This is a genomic window from Secundilactobacillus kimchicus JCM 15530, from assembly GCF_001433995.1.
GTDB lineage: Bacteria > Bacillota > Bacilli > Lactobacillales > Lactobacillaceae > Secundilactobacillus > Secundilactobacillus kimchicus.
The window spans coordinates 40800-61195 of sequence record NZ_AZCX01000013.1 but is presented as its reverse complement, the minus strand read 5'-3'; the positions used below and the strand labels follow the sequence as shown (position 1 = coordinate 61195).

General features: G+C 47.1%; 17 protein-coding genes. 3 read left to right on the top strand and 14 right to left on the bottom strand.

Annotation, left to right across the window (positions count from 1 at the left end; genetic code table 11):
• Positions 1-365 precede the first annotated feature (365 nt).
• The 12 genes from lysS to pth all read right to left on the bottom strand — a co-directional run bounded on the left by lysS (position 366) and on the right by pth (position 15550).
• Positions 366-1838, bottom strand: coding sequence for a lysine--tRNA ligase (gene lysS, locus FC96_RS11710; RefSeq protein ID WP_082593639.1), 1473 nt, complete (start codon positions 1836-1838; stop codon positions 366-368).
• Between the two features lie 117 nt (positions 1839-1955).
• Positions 1956-2951 (bottom strand): tRNA dihydrouridine synthase DusB, encoded by a 996-nt coding sequence (dusB, locus tag FC96_RS11705; protein ID WP_056943131.1) that lies wholly within the window; start codon positions 2949-2951, stop codon positions 1956-1958.
• A 94-nt stretch (positions 2952-3045) separates the two neighbouring features.
• Positions 3046-3936: an Hsp33 family molecular chaperone HslO gene (hslO, locus tag FC96_RS11700; RefSeq protein ID WP_056943130.1), complete on the bottom strand. Its 891-nt coding sequence runs from the start codon at positions 3934-3936 to the stop codon at positions 3046-3048.
• A gap of 133 nt (positions 3937-4069) precedes the next feature.
• Positions 4070-6187 carry an ATP-dependent zinc metalloprotease FtsH gene (ftsH, locus tag FC96_RS11695; protein ID WP_056943129.1) on the bottom strand — a complete coding sequence of 706 codons (2118 nt, stop codon included), beginning with the start codon at positions 6185-6187 and terminating at the stop codon, positions 4070-4072.
• Positions 6188-6291: 104 nt separating this feature from the next.
• Positions 6292-6831 (bottom strand): hypoxanthine phosphoribosyltransferase, encoded by a 540-nt coding sequence (gene hpt / locus FC96_RS11690; RefSeq protein WP_056943128.1) that lies wholly within the window; start codon positions 6829-6831, stop codon positions 6292-6294.
• Positions 6824-8206 (bottom strand): tRNA lysidine(34) synthetase TilS, encoded by a 1383-nt coding sequence (gene tilS / locus FC96_RS11685; protein WP_156403232.1) that lies wholly within the window; start codon positions 8204-8206, stop codon positions 6824-6826. Before tilS ends, hpt begins: the two co-directional genes overlap by 8 nt.
• A gap of 53 nt (positions 8207-8259) precedes the next feature.
• Positions 8260-8736, bottom strand: coding sequence for a S1 domain-containing RNA-binding protein (locus FC96_RS11680; protein WP_055679770.1), 477 nt, complete (start codon positions 8734-8736; stop codon positions 8260-8262).
• 187 nt (positions 8737-8923) lie between these two features.
• The gene (locus FC96_RS11675; protein ID WP_056943126.1) at positions 8924-9313 is read right to left on the bottom strand and encodes an FtsB family cell division protein; all 390 of its coding nucleotides are present in this window, start codon (positions 9311-9313) and stop codon (positions 8924-8926) included.
• 240 nt (positions 9314-9553) lie between these two features.
• Complete coding sequence (locus FC96_RS11670; protein WP_055679769.1) at positions 9554-9826, bottom strand: RNA-binding S4 domain-containing protein; 273 nt, start codon at positions 9824-9826, stop codon at positions 9554-9556.
• Positions 9827-9842: 16 nt separating this feature from the next.
• On the bottom strand, positions 9843-11432 hold the full coding sequence (locus FC96_RS11665; protein ID WP_056943125.1) for a polysaccharide biosynthesis protein: 1590 nt from the start codon (positions 11430-11432) through the stop codon (positions 9843-9845).
• Between the two features lie 7 nt (positions 11433-11439).
• Entirely contained in the window at positions 11440-14961 is a 3522-nt protein-coding gene (gene mfd, locus FC96_RS11660; protein WP_056943124.1) for a transcription-repair coupling factor, read from the bottom strand.
• A 31-nt stretch (positions 14962-14992) separates the two neighbouring features.
• Positions 14993-15550, bottom strand: a complete 558-nt coding sequence (gene pth, locus FC96_RS11655; RefSeq protein ID WP_056943123.1) for an aminoacyl-tRNA hydrolase — start codon at positions 15548-15550, stop codon at positions 14993-14995.
• Positions 15551-15810: 260 nt separating this feature from the next.
• Here pth and FC96_RS11650 point away from each other — a divergent pair, with 260 nt between their 5' ends.
• On the top strand, positions 15811-16761 hold the full coding sequence (locus FC96_RS11650; protein ID WP_056943122.1) for an L-lactate dehydrogenase: 951 nt from the start codon (positions 15811-15813) through the stop codon (positions 16759-16761).
• A 137-nt stretch (positions 16762-16898) separates the two neighbouring features.
• Positions 16899-18281, top strand: coding sequence for a L,D-transpeptidase family protein (locus tag FC96_RS11645; RefSeq protein WP_056943121.1), 1383 nt, complete (start codon positions 16899-16901; stop codon positions 18279-18281).
• Positions 18282-18421: 140 nt separating this feature from the next.
• Here FC96_RS11645 and FC96_RS11640 read toward each other — a convergent pair whose 3' ends face one another.
• The gene (locus FC96_RS11640; protein ID WP_056943120.1) at positions 18422-19147 is read right to left on the bottom strand and encodes an SGNH/GDSL hydrolase family protein; all 726 of its coding nucleotides are present in this window, start codon (positions 19145-19147) and stop codon (positions 18422-18424) included.
• 156 nt (positions 19148-19303) lie between these two features.
• Between FC96_RS11640 and cbpA the strand changes: the two genes are divergently transcribed.
• The gene (gene cbpA / locus FC96_RS11635; protein ID WP_056943119.1) at positions 19304-19945 is read left to right on the top strand and encodes a cyclic di-AMP binding protein CbpA; all 642 of its coding nucleotides are present in this window, start codon (positions 19304-19306) and stop codon (positions 19943-19945) included.
• A 52-nt stretch (positions 19946-19997) separates the two neighbouring features.
• On the opposite strand, the gene FC96_RS11630 is transcribed toward cbpA, so the two are convergent.
• Positions 19998-20393, bottom strand: coding sequence for a type II toxin-antitoxin system PemK/MazF family toxin (locus FC96_RS11630; protein ID WP_055679763.1), 396 nt, complete (start codon positions 20391-20393; stop codon positions 19998-20000).
• Between the last annotated feature and the right edge of the window lie 3 nt (positions 20394-20396).

Genomic DNA, 20396 nt, shown 5'->3' with positions numbered 1-20396 from the left:
GTTTTCAAAGGTCTACTGATTAGCTGTCTTCTTGACAACTATTATAATTTACCACATCGTTCAAGCAAAGTCAACGGCTATTTATGAACCTTTTTGAATAATCATTCATGCCGTTGGTTTTGTCTTAAGCAACGTGAAATATCATATCAAGAAAACGTTAGCTGGTCAACAGTAAAGTGAAACTTTTCGAATAAATATCACTAATCCCGTTGAATTGACCGCCCAGACACGCTATTTTATTGAATAGCATCCACTATTTGTCTTTCAAATCTATAAGCCCTAGCCCAGTGGGCAAACAAAAAAGCCCGTTCGACTGAGTCAAACGGACTTCTTCTTATTTCAAAATCATCACGTTATTAAAGCAATTAATCTTCCGGTCTCATGGTTGGGAACAATAAAACGTCCCGAATTGATTCCGCGTTCGTTAAGAACATAACCAACCGATCAATCCCAATCCCCAAACCACCAGTTGGCGGCATACCATACTCTAAGGCTTCGATAAAGTCTTCATCGATTCCTTCGGCTTCATCATTTCCTTCTTCACGTTCCTTCACTTGAGCTTCAAACCGCTCGCGTTGATCAATTGGATCGTTTAACTCAGTAAAAGCATTCGCAAATTCATTGCCTAAAATGTATAGTTCAAATCGGTCAGTAAACCGAGGGTCATCTGGATTTTTCTTTGCCAGCGGAGAAATTTCGACTGGATGACCATACACAAAGGTTGGCTGTTCTAGCTTTGGTTGAACGAGATCTTCAAAAAAGGCATTAATGATGTGGCCAACTTGCCAGTAATCTTCATAATGAATTCCATTGTCATCAGCTAGCTGACGCGCTTGTTCAACCGACATTTCTGGCCAAAAATCGACGCCTGCGTACTGTTTGATGGCGTCGACCATATGAATTCGAGCAAAGTCCTTGTTCAAATCAATGGTGTGCTCTTGATAGGTAATCTGGTTGTCATCACTAACCGCTGCAGCGGCCGCCTTAAAGATGCCTTCCGTTTCATCCATTACATCGTGGAAGTCAAAGTAAGCAACGTAAGTTTCAAGCATCGTAAACTCAGGGTTATGCCGAGTATCCATTCCCTCGTTTCGAAATACCCGCCCAATTTCGTAAACGCGTTCCATGCCACCAACAATCAGCCGCTTGAGGTGTAACTCGAGGGCGATCCGCAAGTACAGATCAATATTTAACGCATTATGGTGGGTAATAAATGGCCGGGCACTAGCGCCCCCTGCTTGGTTATGAAGGACTGGTGTCTCAACTTCTGTAAACCCACTGCCATCTAAATAGGCCCGAATGGCTGAGATAATCTTGCTCCGTTTAATAAAGCGGTCAAAACTGTCTTGGTTAGAAATTAAGTCCAGATACCGTTGCCGGTAAATCTGTTCCTTATTCTGTAAGCCATGGTACTTTTCAGGTAATGGCCGAAGCGCCTTAGACAAAAACGTCAGCTTCGTCGCCCGGATAGTCAATTCGCCCAAATCCGTTTTGATGATGTCGCCTTCGATTCCCAAAAAATCGCCAATATCGGCACGTTTGAAAATATGGTAAACATCGTCGCCTAAAATGTCCTTTCGAACGTAAATCTGCATCCGGCCAGTTCGGTCTTGAATGTCAGCAAAGCCAACCTTCCCCTTGCCACGCTTGGAGACCATCCGACCGGCAATAACAGCTGTCTTGCCAGCGTCATTTAATTCGTCTTTATCCTCGTCACCAAATTGATCGTGCAATTGTTGCGCAAGATAGGTCCGCTCGAACCGGTGTCCAAACGGATCAATCCCATTATCCCGCAGTTCTTGCATCTTCTCGCGGCGAACACGGAGTTGATCATTCATTTCTCGTTCATTCTTCTCAGCCACTCTAAACCCTCCTGAATTCTTTTCTACCAATCAATCATGACAACTCTCACTAAAAAAAGCAAGCTCAATTACGCTTGCTTTTAAAAATAAATTCTAACGACCACTCACTGGTTGGGCTGATAACTTATCTAAAAAGCCATCGAAAATATCAATCATTTCCTGTTCCGTATCAGCACTATTCAGTGCTGCTTTCGCCCGCGCCGAGTGAGAGATCCCTTTGAGATAGTACGCAGCCTGGCCACGGAACTCTCGGGGACCAACATTTTCGCCCTTTAATTCGACGAGTCGGTGTAAATGTTCCTTCGCAGTGTTAATTTTTTGAACCGGCGTTGGTTCCTCAATCAGTTCGCCGGTTTCAAGATAATGCTGGGTTTGCTTTAACATCCACGGGTTTCCCATAGCAGCCCGACCAATCATGACGGCATCTGCGCCAACGTCATCGATCATCCGCTTGGCATCCTCTGGGGTTTTAACGTCACCATTCCCCATAAACGGAATCGTCAGTTCACTGGCGACTTGTTTTAAAATGTCCCAGTCAGCCTGGCCCTGATACATTTGTTTTCTCGTCCGACCGTGCATGGCCAGTGCAGATGCCCCTGCCCGTTCAGCAGCTAATGCGTTTTCTACCGCAAAAACGTGTTGATCATCCCAACCAATCCGCATTTTAACGGTTACAGGCTTCTTCACTGCGTCGGTAACGTATGAGACCATTTCGTAAACTTTATTTGGATCAAGGAGCCATTTTGCCCCGGCATCCGTCTTGACAACTTTATTAACCGGGCAGCCCATGTTGATATCAATGATGTCAGCGGCCGTATTTTGGTCCACAAACTTTGCTGCATTAACTAATGTTTCCTTAGTGCCACCAAAAATTTGAATACTCATTGGATGCTCACTAGCATCAACAAACATCATGTCGAGCGTTTTTTGATTGTGGTACATAATGCCGCGGTCAGAAATCATTTCACAAACGACTAACCCGGCCCCAAACTCCTTACAGATCATGCGAAACGCGGAGTTAGTTACCCCTGCCATCGGCGCAACAACAACTTGGTTGTCAATTTTAACGTCGCCAATTTGCCATTCCATCTGATCACCTCATCCTAACCTAAATTTTTGTTCGACTCATTTCACAAACTGCGATAGTAATAATAGCACATCCTCGAAAAAAATCCCACTCATGTTAGGCTTCGCCAGTTGCACTTTCTAGAATACCGCGAAGTTCCTCTTCGCTAAACTGATACTTGTTACCACAAAACCGACAAACCGTTTCAGCGTGATGGTCCTGCTCAATCAATTCCGTTAACTGGGAAACGGGAATGCTAGCTAAGGCCTTGGCAAATTTTTTCTTCGAGCAATCACATTCAAATTTAACCGGTACCTTTTCTAAGACCTTAACGCGGTCGTGACCAAATAGCAGGTTTAACATATCTTCGGGCTTTTGGCCAGCTAATAAGAGTTCGGACACCATTGGCATTTCTTTTAGCCGTTGTTCGAGTTGGCCAACCGCCTCATCTGATGCGCCCGGCATCACTTGAACCAAAAAACCACCAGCCACCTGAATGCTATTATCTTCATTCACAAATACCGAGACGCCCACGGCTGAAGGAATTTGTTCAGACTGCGCCAAATAATAGGTGAAATCGTCGCCAATTTCGCCAGACGCGAGGGCAACTTGACCAGTGTACGGTTCTCCAATGCCCGAATCCTTGGTCACTGCCAAAAAGCCGTCTCGACCGACTGCCTTGCCGACATCAATCTTATGGTTGGGATTCAGTGGTAAGTTGACGTGGGGGTTTTGAATGTATCCCTTCACCGTGCCCTTGGCGTTACCATCCACAACAAGTCCTCCGACTGGACCACCCCCGTTAATACGAACCGTCAGTTTTTCGTCACCCTTCATTACGGATTCTGATAAAAGTAACGTGGCCACTAGTGACCGCCCGAGAGCCGCAGAAGCAGCCGGCCAGGTATCATGTCGCTGTTGGGCCTCACCAACTAAGGCAGTCGCATCAACGGCATATGCTCGAAATTGTCCATCGTCTACGACACTTTTTATTAAATAATCAGCCATTCAAGTTTCTCCTTTATTTAAATCGTCTCAAGTCCGTCTGACATCATACCACAAAAATTGACGCCAACAGCCTGGATGCTACTTGGCTATTGGCAGAAAAAAAGTGTGAGCTCGCACTCACACTTTTTAGTCGTTAAGGTCGACCAAACGGATTACTATCATCAAAATGCGAACTGTCATCCGTATCATCCGGTGTCTCAGCTTCATCCGAGGCATCTGATGATGGCGTCTGATCGTCATCTTTTGAGGTCATCTGCCGTTGTCGTTCAGCCTCACGGCGTTCCAACTCACGCTTTGATTCCTCAAACGTGGCGGCTTTTTCGCTCGGAAATTCATTTTCCTTGTCATCGGATGGCATCTCGCCAGTTTCCCACAAACTTAGAATTTGCTTTTCATCGAGTGTTTCATACTTCAAGAGTGCTTCTGCAATCAACTGATGTTTATCGCGGTGCTCAGAGATAATCTGACGCGCTGTGTCGTGAGCTTCATTGATAATTCGCCGAACCTCGTCATCAATTTTAGCCGCAGTGGCTTCAGAGAAAGCTGGGCCTTGACCGTAAGCAGCGCCTGCAAACGGTTGGCTACCGGCACTTTCAAGGGCAACTGTCCCAATCTCGTCACTCATCCCGTACTGGGTTACCATAGCGCGAGCAATCTGAGTCGCCTGTTCAAAGTCATTAGAGGCGCCTGAAGATTCCGAATCGAAGACGATTTCTTCGGCAGTCCGACCACCCATTAAACCAGCGATCTGTTCCATAGCGTCCTTCTTGCTCATGAGCATTTGGTCCTCACGCGGTAACATAATCGCATAACCGCCAGCACGGCCACGAGGAACAATTGTCACCTTGTGGACAACCCGAGCGTCATTTAAGACCAGCCCCACGACCGTATGACCGGCTTCGTGGTAGGCAACGGTTTCCCGTTCAGTTTTACTGATAACACGATTTCGCTTAGCTGGTCCGGCAATGACCCGGTCCTCAGCTTCATCCAAATCGGTCGCATCAACTTGGGTCTTGTTTCGACGAGCAGCCAATAACGCCGCTTCGTTTAGCAAGTTTTCCAAATCAGCCCCAACGAACCCGGGCGTCTGTTTCGCAATTTCTCTTAGGTCAACATCGTTGGCCAATGGCTTGTTTTTAGCATGCACTTTCAAGATGGCTTCACGGCCATTCACGTCAGGGCGACCAACCAAGATCTTTCGGTCAAATCGACCAGCCCGTAACAGTGCGGGATCCAAAACATCAGATCGGTTCGTAGCGGCCATCACTATGACCCCTTCATTCCCCGTAAATCCGTCCATTTCGACCAACAATTGGTTCAAAGTTTGTTCCCGCTCGTCGTGGCCACCGCCCATGCCAGCGCCACGTTGGCGACCAACTGCATCGATTTCATCAATAAAGATGATTGAAGGGGCGTTCTTTTTAGCTTGTTCAAACAGGTCACGAACCCGGCTAGCACCAACCCCGACAAACATTTCAACGAAGTCCGAACCAGAAATTGAGAAGAATGGAACCCCGGCTTCACCCGCAACGGCTTTAGCCAACAGAGTTTTACCAGTTCCTGGAGGCCCCTCAAGCAGAACCCCCGACGGTATCCGGGCCCCTAAGGAAATAAACTTCCTAGGATCCTTCAAAAACTCGACAACTTCCACAAGTTCTTGTTTTTCTTCTTCCTCACCAGCAACATCGGAGAACCGAATTTTGTTTTCCTTGCTATCCGCTGGTTTCGCTTTGGATTTACCAAAGTTCATCACTCGGCCATTACCGCCACCTTGGCCAGCTTGACCCATCATCATGTAGAAGAAGAACACTAACAAAACAAGTGGCAAGACGTAGACTAAAATGTTTAACCAAAAGCCGCTTGATTCCTCTGCTTTGGTGTTCATCTTAATGTCATTCGCCTGTGCGAACTTGGTAATCTCGCTGACAGTTGAGTTGTTCTGTAAGACCATCGTCGAGAAGTTTTTAACCTCCGACGTCGTCTTATTGCCCGGAATCAACCCACTCGTCGTTGTTGTCTTCTGTGCTTGACGATAAGACCCAGTAATTTTGTAGACGCCGTTACTTGGCTGAACTGAAAAGTCCTTAATCTTATCGTTCTTCAAGTCTGAGACAAACTCGCTTGATTGAATTTCCTTTGATTGTGAACTCGAATTGTTGCCTTGGAAGAAGTAGAAAACCCCCATGATTAACAAAAAGAGCACAATATAAAATAGACTGTTGCGAAAAAGTCCATTTCTCCGATTGTTCATTTAGTGCCTCCTTACTCACAGTCCCCCACAACAAGGGCCGCTACGGGAATATCCCGGCTTGATAAAATTTAGTCTATCACATCTGACTATGTTTGACCAATTATTTATTCGCTATAAACATCCGGTTTTAAAACGCCAACATAGGGTAGGTTTCGATAGAATTCTTGATAGTCCAACCCGTAGCCGACAACAAATTCATTAGGCACGTTAAACCCGACATAATCGGCCTTTGCCGTGACCTTCCGGCCCTCCGGTTTATCAAGTAATGTACAAACTTTAGCAGAAGCGACGTGGTGGGCATTGAGATAATTGAGCATGTATTGCAACGTTAGGCCCGTATCGATGATATCTTCGACGATAATCACATGACGGCCGCTAATATCCGTCTCAATTTCCCGGTTTAACGTAATGCTACCGGTCGACGCCACGCCCCCATGGTAACTAGAAACGTCCAAAAAGTCGACCTCGGTCATGATATCCATCTCTTTGATGAGATCCACCATAAATAAAATGGCACCTTTCAGAACGCCAACAACCACGGGCTTTTTCCCTTCATAATCCCTTGAAATCTGCGCGCCGAGTCGCCGGCAGGCCTCTTGAATGTCTTCTTGGCTAAACAAAACGCGCTCGATATCGTTATTCATCAGCTTCTCCTTTACCCTTTTGTTTAAATTGGATTTGAAAAATTGATTGACTCGGTTCAATGGGTCGCGCTGATCGTTGAACTCCTAAAACCCATAATACTTCACCATTTGCAGTGGTCACAACCGGTATTGTTGACCGGGTTTCGACAGGTAAGTGCCGGTCAATCCAGAGCCGCCGAAGGGTTTTATGCCCCCCCGTTTTAAGCGTAATCTGATCGTCAGCCACCCCCGCCCGAACCACGAGTGGAAAATCACTAGGTGCTAAACTCACCGTCATTGTGTCGCGGGCTGATTCCTTCCAACCACTATCGACTTTTAGAACTACCCTGACCGCGCTGTTCATTAACCGAGTCCATTGCTTAGATACTACCATATTTTGTTGGTCAAAATCGGTCTTTTTACCAAGTTTTAACCCCTTGGAAAGATAAAAAGAGTTGTACCGTTTTACAAATTGCCAGCCTGCAGTTAAGCTCAACTGTCCTTGTGGCCGATCCCGATTTCTTAATAACTGGCCCATCTCAGTGAGTTGATCGTTCTTAACCACTAATTGATGACGCATAAGTAACTCTCGTAGAACCGCCCGTTGCTTGGTCATCGATAGCATAGACCAATTAGCTACTCGCCCCTGGTCCTGATCGTTAAAAATCTGCGGCCAATCAGCAGCAACCGCTTCTTGAGCAACTGCCATCGTTTCAGCCAACTGCTTTTGATAATCCAAAATATGCGCCTTAACCTGCGGATTAATTTTTTCCAGAGCGGGAATTAATTCGGTTCGAAGCTCGTTTCGAACCGTCGTCGGCTCGTGATTTGTGGCATCCTCATACCATTTAAGTCCCGCTTTTTTAGCCGCCGCTAATAACGTCTGCTTGGGTTCTGACAAAAAGGGACGGACCAACTGACCGTCGCCAAATGGTCGCTGACGATCAATCCCGCAAAGTTGACTCAAATCGCCCCCACGAATCAGTTTCATCAAAATGGTCTCTACTTGATCGTCCGCATGGTGGGCGGTAACAAGAACTTTAGCCTGGTGGCGACGCATCACCTGGTCAAAAAATCGGTACCGAAAATCACGGGCAGCCGCTTCAATTCCCGTTTTAGGATGGTCAGCCAGTGACCACACCCCCGTTTCAAGGGTCAGGTGGTGGCGATGACAATAAGCTGCCAAAAAAGCTTGCTCCTCGGTGCTTTGAGCTCGTAACTGGTGGTTGACATGGGCCACAATCAACCGTGGCCGAACAGTGTCTGGTAGCTGTTGCAAGCTCGTTAACAGCATCATTGAATCAACTCCCGTTGACACCGCTACGATAACCGGCGCCCCCGCCGACCACCATCCCGCTGTCAAAACAGTTTGTGTTAAGCGCTGTAAAAGTGTCATTTTAATCACCTAAAAAGGGCCGCGCAACCCGCGCGACCCCTCCCCTTTAACTTCTAGCTACGTCGACCGCCACGGCCGCCGCGTTTTCCCTCGGTGTTTCGTTTCAAGGTGGCTAATCGGTCTTCACTTTCTTTTAAGAAACCCGACATTAGATCGTCGAAACTCTCCTTATGGTTGGCCGAATGACTACCAGAATTGCCACGTGAATTATTACTACCACGCGAATGAGAAGCATTACTACCACGGTGGTCATTGTGATGTTCCGTTCGGGGTCGTTTTTCAGTCTGAGCAGGCTTGTCTTGAGCCTGACGAATCGACAGTGCAATTTTACCGTCGTCGCCAATGGACAATACCTTAACCGTCACCTCGTCACCAAGGCTTAACACATCGTGAATGTCTTTAACAAAGCCGTCAGAGACTTGACTGATGTGTACCAACCCGGTTTTGTGGTCACCTAAATCAATAAATGCGCCAAAGTTTGTAATTCCGGAAACTTTACCAGGAACTTTCGTCCCAACCTCGATTGCCATAAAAAAGAATTTCCTCCTTCAAATATGTACCTTACAGTATAGCACATCTCCAAAAAATCTTAGTGATTTCTCCAACGAATTTTTAATCTTAACGTCACTTTTCTCTATAACTCAACGGAAACTCCACGATTTACCAAAAAAGTTAGGCGCAACGACGCCTAACTTCGTGACCTCTAAATGGACTTGATTATTTGACCGACACATCCGTCGTTTTATCCGACGGTAAGCTATAAATGGTTTCGTTTGATTTTGAATAGTAATATTTCGCCCGAATCAGTTTATCTAAGTAATCCCGATCGTTTAATAACGCCACTTTCTGGGTCAGTGCTTTATTGTCAGCTTTAGCCTCAGTTAAGTTTTTTTGAGATTGGGTAATGGCCTGCCGGGTGTCGCCCAACGCCATTTTGGTCCGCACAATTTGAACGCCAAAAATTAAAACAAAAACTAAAAAAAAGCCACCAATTATCAGCGCCCGTTTTTTTCGTCGGGCTGTTAACACGGTCTTTTTCTGGTGTGATTGCCGCACTCGTTTTGTATAGTCGTTGTCTAATTGCGTAATTTTCCCCGGTTTTGCCATGCCAACCCCTCCAAATTATTCTTGGTTTTAGTATAGCAATCCGGCTGGAGCCTGTCATTACATTTTACAACTCATTAAAAACTTGTCACCAAACCGTAATATTTTTTTAGCCACCAATCTAGCTGTTAAATGAACCGCCTCAATTTCAAGCATCGGCCACTAATAAAACCAGCGTCAGACTTGGCGCGAACGCCAATCTACCGCTGGTTTAATTGATTCTATATTTAGAAAGACCAAGTCTTAGCGCTCGCTAAAATCTTGTTCATAATCCTCACTGATGATTTTGTACATGTTTTCAGCATCCTGCTTTTTAGTGGTATCTAATAGCTGCAGGACCTGAACCGTCAGCGTCTTGTTACCGAACTTAATCACCAATGTATCATTAGCGCGAACGTCCGTTGACGACTTAGCTTGCCGATCGTTAACTAAAATCCGACCCTTATCCGCAATTTCTTTAGCAACCGTTCGGCGCTTAATAATTCGTGACACCTTCAAAAACTTATCTAATCGCATAATTTCCTCCGTTCGTCTACCGGTGTAGACGCTTCAATAAGGTGGGCACGTATGGCACCATCAACCATTCCCGGGGTGTGAGTAAGTCACTTTTCACAGCTAGCCAAATAAATAGGGCCACGCCGACCGGAATACCAACGACAATCACCACCAACGCGTCAAGGCGACCCGAGTTAAAGGGGGGCAGCCCTAAACTTTGAACAAGTGTCACGGCCAGGCGGACCCCTAAAAGCATGCCACCGCTCGTCACAATCAATTTCGTGATAAACGGCCGGTCAAGCAAAGCGGACTTGAGCGCTGGAACCCGTTGTAATAATAACGTGGTCATGGCTGCTAGTGCAAGGACCGTCGCCCAACTGGCGCCGGCAATTCCGAAATGAACGACCATGTAGTGGTTCAAAAAAGCTTTAACAACCAAACCGATACTTAGGGCAATCACGGTCTCTCGGTAATGATTCATACTTTGTAAAATACTATTTAAAATCGTAATCAACGTCGCAAAAATGACACTTAAGGCATACACGTCAAGTGCGGCCGAACCGCTCGTATCCCCGAATAAGACTTGATTAATCTGAGGCATCAATGCCATCATGCCAACGGCCGCAGCAGTTGCGATAACAAGACTGATGCGCAGCACTGTCTTGGCTAATCGTTCAAACTGCAATTGACGTCCCCGGCCCAAAGCTTCAGTCAACGAGGGCAGTAACGACGATGCAAAAGCTGATGCAACCACTAGCCCCAACTGAACGAGCGGCTGGCCCCGGTCAAAAACACCCTTTAACGCTTTAGCCGCCATGGCGGGTAAGCCCCCATCAACCAGCCCCCGCATGACTGAAAACGAGTCCACCAGCTGTAGCAACACCATCATTGACGCCAGTAGACTAATTGCGCCACCTTCAATTAGCACCCGTTTCGCAATGACAGTGTTACTAAACTGCTGAACGGGGGCTGCTTGTGAGACAACTTTTTTAACCACACTCCGACGCCAGTAATAGATCATGACAGCACTTGCAAACACCGCAGCGACGGGAGCACTACTCATCGCCCAACTGCCCATTCGATAGACGTTCCAATGCAACTTCATCGCAATAAACGCCACGGATAATATCACACTAACCCGGACCACTTGTTCAATTAACTGTGAAACGGCTGTTGGAACCATATCAAAGTGGCCCTGAAAGAACCCCCGACTAACAGACAGAATTGGAGCAAACAAAAACATCCAGCTCACTGATTGAATAATCGGCGTCAATCCAAGGTCGCCCATGCCGCGAGCGATTGTCGCCGAAAACAATTGGAGTAGTAAAAAGGCTCCAACTGAAAACCCGCTCAGTAACCAGGTCACCTGCTGCAATAAGGCACGCTGTTCCCCCGGATTGGTCGTTTCAGCAACCAGTTTTGAAATAAACATTGGTAGCCCACTGAGGGCAATCGTCATCCCAATCCCGTAAATCGGGTAGACCTGTTGGTAAACGTAAAACCCAGTATTGCTGACCATGTTTTGAAAAGGGACCCGGTAGACTGCACTTAGAATTTTGGCAATGAGGGAGGCGATGGATAACAGTGCGGCTCCCTGCATCACATGGCTTATACTTCGTCTTTTCATGAGTCACCTACTCGACCGAAAGCTCGGTCACCATGTCGCTTAAACCATTAACAAACAACGTCACTTCAGCCAACCAATCTTCGGCTGTCATCTTCGGTTGAATCACTAACCGAACAACTAGTCGGTCATTTTCAACGCCTACCGTGGCTTTAAGGCGCGTTTTAGACAGTGCCTTGAAAACATCTTCCCCACTGAATCGGTCCGTTCCCTTAGCCGAAAAGGCCACGATTACTTTGTCGTGATTCCGGTGGATTTTGCTAATCAGAGCCGTATCCGCCTGCACTTTTACCTGACTCACAGCTAACAAGTTAGCGACCTCTTGCGGATAGTCGCCAAATCGATCCATTAAATCATCTTGAATTTCAACCATATCATCATGCGATTCAATTTGACGGATTCGTTTGTACATCTCAATTTTTTGTTGCTGATCAGCGATATAATCGTCTGGTAAATAAGCCTCCAGCCCGAGTTCAACGGTTGCATCTGTCTTCGGCTTTGCTTTCTTCCCCTGCTTAGTTGCCACGGCATCCGTCAGCATCTGGGTATAGAGATCATACCCCACCGAATCGATAAATCCGTGTTGTTGTTTACCCAACAGATTACCAGCCCCGCGAATGGAAAGATCGCGCATCGCAATTTTAAAGCCGGATCCTAACTCCGTAAAGTCTTTAATGGCTTCAAGGCGCTTTTCACTCACCTCGGTCAACACCTTATTAGGTTGGTACATGAAGTACGCATAAGCTACTCGGTTACTCCGACCAATTCGACCCCGGAGTTGATAGAGTTGTGACAGCCCCATCCGGTCAGCATTCTCAATAAACATGGTGTTCACATTTGCAATGTCGATCCCCGTCTCAATGATGGTTGTCGTCACCAAAACATCGTAAGTGCCTTGAACAAAATCATACAAGACGCCTTCCAACTGGGCTTCGGTCATCTGACCGTGAATATACCCAATTTCAGCATCAGGGACCAATAGTTTCAACTGATCGACCGTTTTTTCGATGTCATCTACTCGGTTGTGCAGGTAAAAGACCTGACCGCCACGGGCCATTTCTCTGTGAATGCCATCTTGAATGGCGCCCGCATTTTGTTCCATCACGTAAGTCTGTATCGGAAACCGGTTAGCCGGTGGCGTTTCAATCACTGACAAGTCCCGCACGCCAAGCATTGACATGTGCAATGTCCGTGGTATCGGGGTTGCCGTCAGCGTCAAGACATCGACCTGCGACTTCAATTGTTTGAGACGCTCCTTATGCTTAACGCCGAACCGTTGTTCTTCATCAACGAGCAAGAGGCCTAAATCATTGAACGCAATGTCCTTCGACAACAATCGATGGGTCCCCACCACAATGTCTACACTACCGTCCTTTAACCCCGCAACAGTTTGCTTCACTTCGGCGGTGGTTTGGAACCGTGACAAGATGGCCACGTTGATCGGGTACCCATCAAATCGCGTCGCCATTGTGTCATAGTGCTGTTGCGCTAAGATAGTTGTCGGCACGAGAAAAGCCACTTGTTTGCCGGCCTCCACTGCTTTAAAGGCTGCCCGTAGCGCCACTTCTGTTTTCCCGTAGCCAACGTCACCAACCAACAAGCGATCCATTGGCCGGGAACGCTCCATATCATGTTTTATTTCTTCGATACTCCGCAATTGATCCGGTGTTTCAGTGTACGGAAACGCGTTATCAAACTCGTTTTGATAGTCGTCGTCTTTTGGAAAAGCAAATCCCTTTTCTGCTTCCCGCGCCGCGTAAAGCGCCACCAGATCATCTGCAATATCCTCAATTTTGGCGGCAACTTTTTTCTTTGTTTTCTCCCAGTCGGCGCCCCCCAAGCGATTCACGTGAGGCGTCTTATCTTCTGAAGAAACGTATTTTTGGATAAGATTGAGCTGGGTCACCGGGATAAAAAGCTTTGCATTCTTCTGGTAGGCAATCGTCATATAATCCTGATGGACCCCGTCGACCGCCATCGTTTGCATGCCTTCGAACCGGCCAATCCCGTGATTAACGTGGACCACATAATCGCCCGGCTTTAAGTCGGTATAACTCTTCAACCGTTCAGCATTGGCTAACGTCTGACGGCGCTTGTGATGCTTGGCGACCTTCTTGAACATTTCTGTTTCCGTCACAACAACAAGATTGGCTGCCGGTAATTCAAATCCGGCTTGAAGTTGACCAGAAATTAGCTGAACCGCGCCCGGCTGCAGATTACCATCCTTGGTCAACACGCTAGTGATGCCGAAATCGGTGAGCGTTTGGCCCACCTTATTTAATCGTTCGGTATTGGCCACCATCATCACAACCGTCTGTTGCGTCGTCTGCCAGCGCTTAACCTCCTGCTTTAACAGCGGCATCTGGCCAAAGAACTGTTGCATTGTCCGGGTCACAAAGTTGACAATCTGGCTGAATCGCATATTACCCATTCCTTTTTGAAAAAGGGCGAAAAAGGCCTGAGCATGCTGGTCTTTCTTTAATACTCGCAGAAAGTCCAAGCCAAACACCTGATTGGCAAAAACCTGATGAACCGCCAACTTATCAGTCGCCCAGTTGGCTTCATCTTCTTCCAATTGGTGGTTTGCTTCCCGAATACGCGGGTAGTCGTCAATGAGCAGTAGACCGCTCTCATCGAGATAATCCAATAACGTGTGGTGATCAAACAGATAGTCCTGAAAGAGCAGCAGTTCGGAATTCACGCCACCGTGTTGCAGATCTTCTAGTAACGGTGTGACCGTATTTTCAAGTTGTTCAAAATCAGCTTCTGACAGTCCCGCTTTTTGTTCGGTCAACGCCGCATTGAGTCGGCTAACCGCTGCCGTTCGCTGGTCATCATCAAGCAACAAATCCGTCACCGGTAAAATGGTCACCGATTCAATATTTTCAACGCTCCGCTGCGTGCTAGCATCAAAGAATCGAAGGGAGTCGATTTCCGTATCAAAAAAATCCACCCGAACTGGGTAGCTTAAATCCAACGGGTAAATATCTAAAATAGCGCCCCGAACCGCAAAGTCTCCCGGCGTATCCACTAACTTTTGCCGGTGGTACCCCATCTTTTGGAGGCTCACTATTAGGTCGTCCAACTCAATGTCCATTCCGGTTGTCAGTTGGATACGCGCAGCATCAAAATCAGTGGGAACTGGCAGCTGACGTCGAATCCCCGATACCGAGGTCACAACAACCACGGGTTGGTCGGATCTAAGAGCGCTTAGTGCTTGAATCCGTTGAGCCAAAAAATCTGGTGAACTCGTCGCCACTTCGGCTGCTAAAAGTTCCTCTACTGGAAATTCGTATAATTGATTATTATCTAGGACGTTGCTCAAATCGTCAACGAGCTGGTCAGCATGAAACATGGTATCCGTCACAAAAACAATCGACTGCGCCAGCGCCTGATCAGCAAGGAGTGACTTGATCAAAAGGGTTCTTGCAGACCCTGCGATCCCAGTGACAAGTTGGCGTGAGGCTGGTCGTAGTCCCTGAGCCAACTCTTGGTAGGCCGCCGTTTGCGTTATAAAATCGGTTAATTGCATCGCCCTTTTCTCCCTTCTAGTGCCGTCGTAACTAGTTGTACTGATTCATCAAGTCCGAAAATTGTGCACCAGCCACCCAGTCACCGAGGGCCGAAACGGCCTTATCTCGAACCTGGTTAAACGTTGCTTGCTGATCAGTATCAAACTTTCCTAAAACGTACTTAACCACACTTTGCCGCGCCGGATGAGCAATGCCCACCTTTAAGCGCCCAAAATTACTATCGCCCAACGCTTCAATGATGCTCTTAATCCCGTTATGCCCACCAGCAGATCCCTTATCTCGTAAGCGCAGTCGCCCTAGTGGCAGGTCCATATCGTCTTGAATCACCATCAAATCATCAATTTCAAGCTTATAGAAATCCATCAGCGGGCCAACCGCTCTGCCAGATTCGTTCATAAACGTGGTCGGTTTAACAAGCAGTACTTTTTCACCGTTCATTGTGCCGTTCGCTAGCTTAGCGTCCATTTTGCGGGTGGTAAACTCGAACCCGTTTTCAGCAGCAAATGAATCTAAGACCATAAATCCCGTATTGTGCCGGGTTTCTTTATATTGTGGGCCAATATTACCCAATCCAACAATCATCTTCATTATTATCAAAACTCCAAACTAACAATTTAATCGGTATTTTCTTTAAAACATGCAAAAGAGCTGAACGGTATGAACCTCCGTTCAGCATGACTATTTTTTACGACTCTTAATCCTAAAAAGTATAGCACAAAGCGCCCGGCCATGCATCATTAGAGCTTGATTTGAATTTCCTTTAAATCCGGCTTTCGGCTAGGCACAATTAAATTTTTCATGATACAATTAGAGCGGTTTCAAATATCACTTATAAAGGAGTGGCTGTCTTGTCAAAATTTAACCAAAAAGTTGTTTTAGTGGGTGACGGTGCCGTTGGTTCCGCTTACGCATTTGCTTTAATGCAACAAGGTTTAGCCGAAGAATTAGTGATCGTGGACGTTGTTAAGGAACGGACTGAAGGCGACGCATTGGACCTCGAAGATGCGCAAGCTTTCACCGCCCCTAAAGTAGTTCGTTCAGGTGACTACAGTGATGCAAAGGATGCCGACTTGGTTGTGATTACAGCCGGTGCCCCTCAAAAACCGGGTGAGACCCGTCTGGATCTCGTGAACAAAAACTTAAAGATTTTGTCTTCAATCGTTAAGCCAATCGTGGACTCCGGTTTTGATGGCATCTTTGTCGTTGCTGCTAACCCCGTTGACATCTTGACTTACGCAACTTGGAAGTTTAGTGGCTTCCCTAAGGAAAAAGTGATTGGTTCAGGAACTTCTCTGGACACCTCACGGCTTCGCGTTGCATTAGGCAAGAAGTTTAACGTTGACCCACGGAACGTTGAGGCTTACATTCTTGGCGAACACGGGGATTCAGAATTTGCCGCTTATGCCGAAGCAACAATTGGCTCTAAGCCACTATTAACCATTGCTAAGGAACAAGGGGTTTCTGACGATGAACTCGCAACCATCGAAGATGAAACACGTCACAAAGCTTACGAAATCATCAACCGGAAGGGCGCCACTTACTATGGTGTGGCTACCGCATTAATGCGGATTACCCGGGCAATACTGCGTGATGAAAACGCCGTATTACCAGTTGGGGCTGCCTTGAATGGTGAATATGGTTTGGACGACATCTTTATTGGCACACCGGCTATTATTAACGCTGATGGACTTGCCGGAGTCATTGAAATTCCACTGTCAGACAGTGAAAAAGACCAAATGGCAAAATCAGCTGAAACGCTTAAGCAAGTCACTAAAGACGGCTTGGCCGCCCTCGACTAATCTCACCACCGACTCAACTTTTAAAGCTCACGGCAAATGCCGTGAGCTATTTTAATTTATCCGAACAAAAGTTTGCAGAAGCCGTCAGAATGCTGTAATCTTAATCAGTGTTAACCTAATCTAATCGGGGGATTCTTATGAAACGATCAACAAAAACAATTCTCGGCCTTGTCTTGTTCTTGGCTGCGGCTTACGGCATTCGGAGTGCCCATTATAATAGCCATTTTTTAAGCGATACCGTCATTGGTGGCGTCCATGTCGGTGGTAAAACGACAACCGAAGCCGCTCAGATGTTGAAGGGTCACTTAGCTGATGAACGATACACCGTGGTCGAAAATCACAAAAAGATTGCGACATTCACTTCTCGGCAAGCTGGTGTGCATACGCCAACCCAAACTGAGTTGTCACACGTCATGGCCCAACAAAATAATTGGGCATGGCCATTGCATTTGACCACGGCGACCGCCAGCACACATGGCGTCGATAGTGCCAATGTCAACCAGGCTCGGTTCAACAATGTTGCCCGCCAAATTGTGGCCACTGCAAGTCAGGCGCCGCGAACGACTTCTAAAAACGCGCATTTAACCTATCGCAACGGCCAGTTCACTGTCACGAAGCCCGTTTACGGCACAGCCGTTACGCTGACCAGTACCAAACAAGCGTTAATGCAGGCATTGGAAGCAGACACCCAGCAACTTCAACTCAGCAACGCCTATGTTAAGCCAAGCGTCACGGCTAAAAGTGCCAGTTTGAGTCGGGCCGAGGCCAACGCGCAAAAAATCGCGGGTCACACGCTGACCTTTAAACTTGCTGGCAAAGCACACCCTGTCAGCACGAAACGCGTCGCAAGTTGGTTGACCACTAAAAATGGCCAATTGGCCCTTAAAACCGGCGCTGTCACCAAATACGTTAGCGCCTTAAGTAAAAAGTACGGCACCGTCTCAAAAACCCGCCGCTTCAAAACGACAAATAGCGGGACTGTCGCTGTTCCAGCTGGTCTATACGGCTGGAGCATCAAGGTTGCTGCGACAGTTAAGCGTCTGAAGCCCGCTGTTCTCACCACCATGCGGACCCAAAACGTCACTCAGACCCCAACCATTCAGGGAACCGGTTACCATAAAAATGGCGCCGATATTGGAAAAACCTACGTTGAGGTCTCCAAGGCCAAACAACACATGTGGATTTACAAAAATGGTCAATTAGTCATTTCAACGGCCGTCGTTACTGGTAAGCCGCCGAAGGGCACAACGCCTTCTGGGGTTTACGTCGTCTGGAGCAAGCAGCGCAATGCAACGTTACGCGGGCTCAACGATGACGGGTCTAAGTACGCATCCAAGGTGAGTTACTGGATGCCCGTTGATAATACCGGCGTCGGCATTCACGATTCTCCATGGCAACCCCAATACGGTGGCACTTGGTATAAGAGTCACGGTTCTCACGGTTGCGTGAATACCCCGCCAGCCGTTATGAAACACGTTTTCGCGACTGTTGCGCTCAACACACCAGTTGTCATCTACTAGCTTGATTAAAAAGTTCCGAACCTGATTGAGATAAAATCAGGTTCGGAACTTTTTTTGCTAGCCGCACGCGTTCGATCACGCAGAAAAGCGATGGGCCTGATAAGTACCAAGTCCACCGCTCTTTTCATCGCGCATTCATTTTAATCTTCAGCCATTGTTTTGGCGAGCAACCCAACGTAGGCGTTGGCGCCGGCCTCTTCCAAGTGAATGTGGTCTGGCGCAAACCACTTCGTGTGGCCCTTACTTAAGGTGTGCCAATCAACAACGTGAACGTTGTCGTTATCCTTGGCTGTTCGATCAATTAACGTGTTCGTTTGATGCTCCCATTTTTGGGTGGGAACGTGTGTATTGATCCAGTAAACCTGCCGTTTGGGACCCACAACCTTCAAAAACTTTGCAACATCCGCTTTTTCCGGTGGTCCGTTCGTGCCGAGGTTAACCACGACGTTTTGGGCCAGACTCCCCTGAGCCTTCAACGTTCTAGCAATCCCCGGTAGTTCATAAAACTGACGGCCAACTTGACCATTCACGTGAACTCGGGGAAATACCTGCTTTAATTCTGGAATGATGTCAACCATCACCGAATCACCGATTGCTGTGACAGGCGCCACATGTGCCAGAGCCGTGGCTTGCGCTGGTATTTGATACTTTGCGGCCACTTTTTTCTCATAGGGCGTCAATTTTACCGGTTTCGGTTTCGGCTTTGGTTTCGGCTTAACCGTCTTTGTTGTATGGGGCGTTAACCAACCCGAAATAGTGCCCCGGCCAACCGTTGCAGCCCCAATCAGCACAACCAAAATAATCGCGCCAATCCAAAAACTAGACCGGCGCATCAAAGGCGGCTTTTGTTTTGTATGTTCTCCCATTACAATTCCTACTTCCCTCTAGACTAGGTTCATTTTACCACCTAACTCCCAGAGAATTAAGCGAAAATACCTCCCAACGCCCCTTAATGACCAGATTTGTGATATGATATTGGTAGTTTATTAGAGAGTTCTAATTTTTAGGAGGTACCACTCACCATGCTGTTGAAATCCTTAGTCAAGCCAAAAGAACGCCTTGTCACTGTGCGCGAGGACGTCACCTTAGAGGATGCTTTGAAGGTGCTAGAAGACTCTGGCTACCGGTGTGTTCCCATCTTAGACGAAACGGGGACCATGTTTCGGGGCAACATTTATAAGATGCACATCTACCGCCACAAATCACGGGGTGGTGATATGCAATTGCCCGTTACAACCCTATTAAAAAATGCAACAAAGTTTGTTTCCGTTAACGCGGCCTTTTTTAACGTTTTCTTCTCTATCAAAGATTTACCGTTCATTGCCGTTTTAGATGCTAACAATAAATTTTACGGGATTTTAACGCATACTCGTCTTTTGGATATGCTATCCCAATCCTGGAACGTCAATGTCGGTTCATACGTTCTGACGGTTGTTTCCCCAGGCGATCGCGGTGACTTAGCCGCCATTGCCAAAGTGATCACGAAGTATACGAACATCGCCAGCGTTATTAGCCTGGATGCTCAAGAGGGCGAACTTGTCCATCGAATTATGTTCACACTACCAGCAGACGTCGATGAAGAAAAACGCGATCGGATCGTTAAAGCCCTTCATCGAAAGGGGTACCAAGTCCCTGAAATCGAAGATCTAAACCACGAAGTTTAGTGAAAAAACACCGACCACGTTTAGTTTCGTGATCGGTGTTTTATTTATGTAACTAGGCGTGTTTCTTATGCTTATTATCGTTTCGGGCTGACCCCTTGTTAAGCCCAATACTGACTAGTAACGCTGTATCAACCTTGCGCATTGTTGTGTCATCAAGATGCGCCACCCGGTCTTTAAGTCGTTGCTTGTCAATCGTTCGAATTTGTTCTGTTAAAATAACCGAATCTTTTTCGATCCCCGCGTGCTTCGCTGCTATCCCAACATGAGTTGGCATTTTGGGCTTTGAAATCCGAGCCGTAATCGCAGCGACAATCACGGTTGGACTGTAGTGATTCCCAATGTTGTTTTGAATAATTAACACCGGTCGCATGCCCCCCTGTTCAGAGCCGACGACCGGCGATAAATCAGCGTAGTAAATATCACCACGCTTGATGTCGCTTTTTGCCATCCA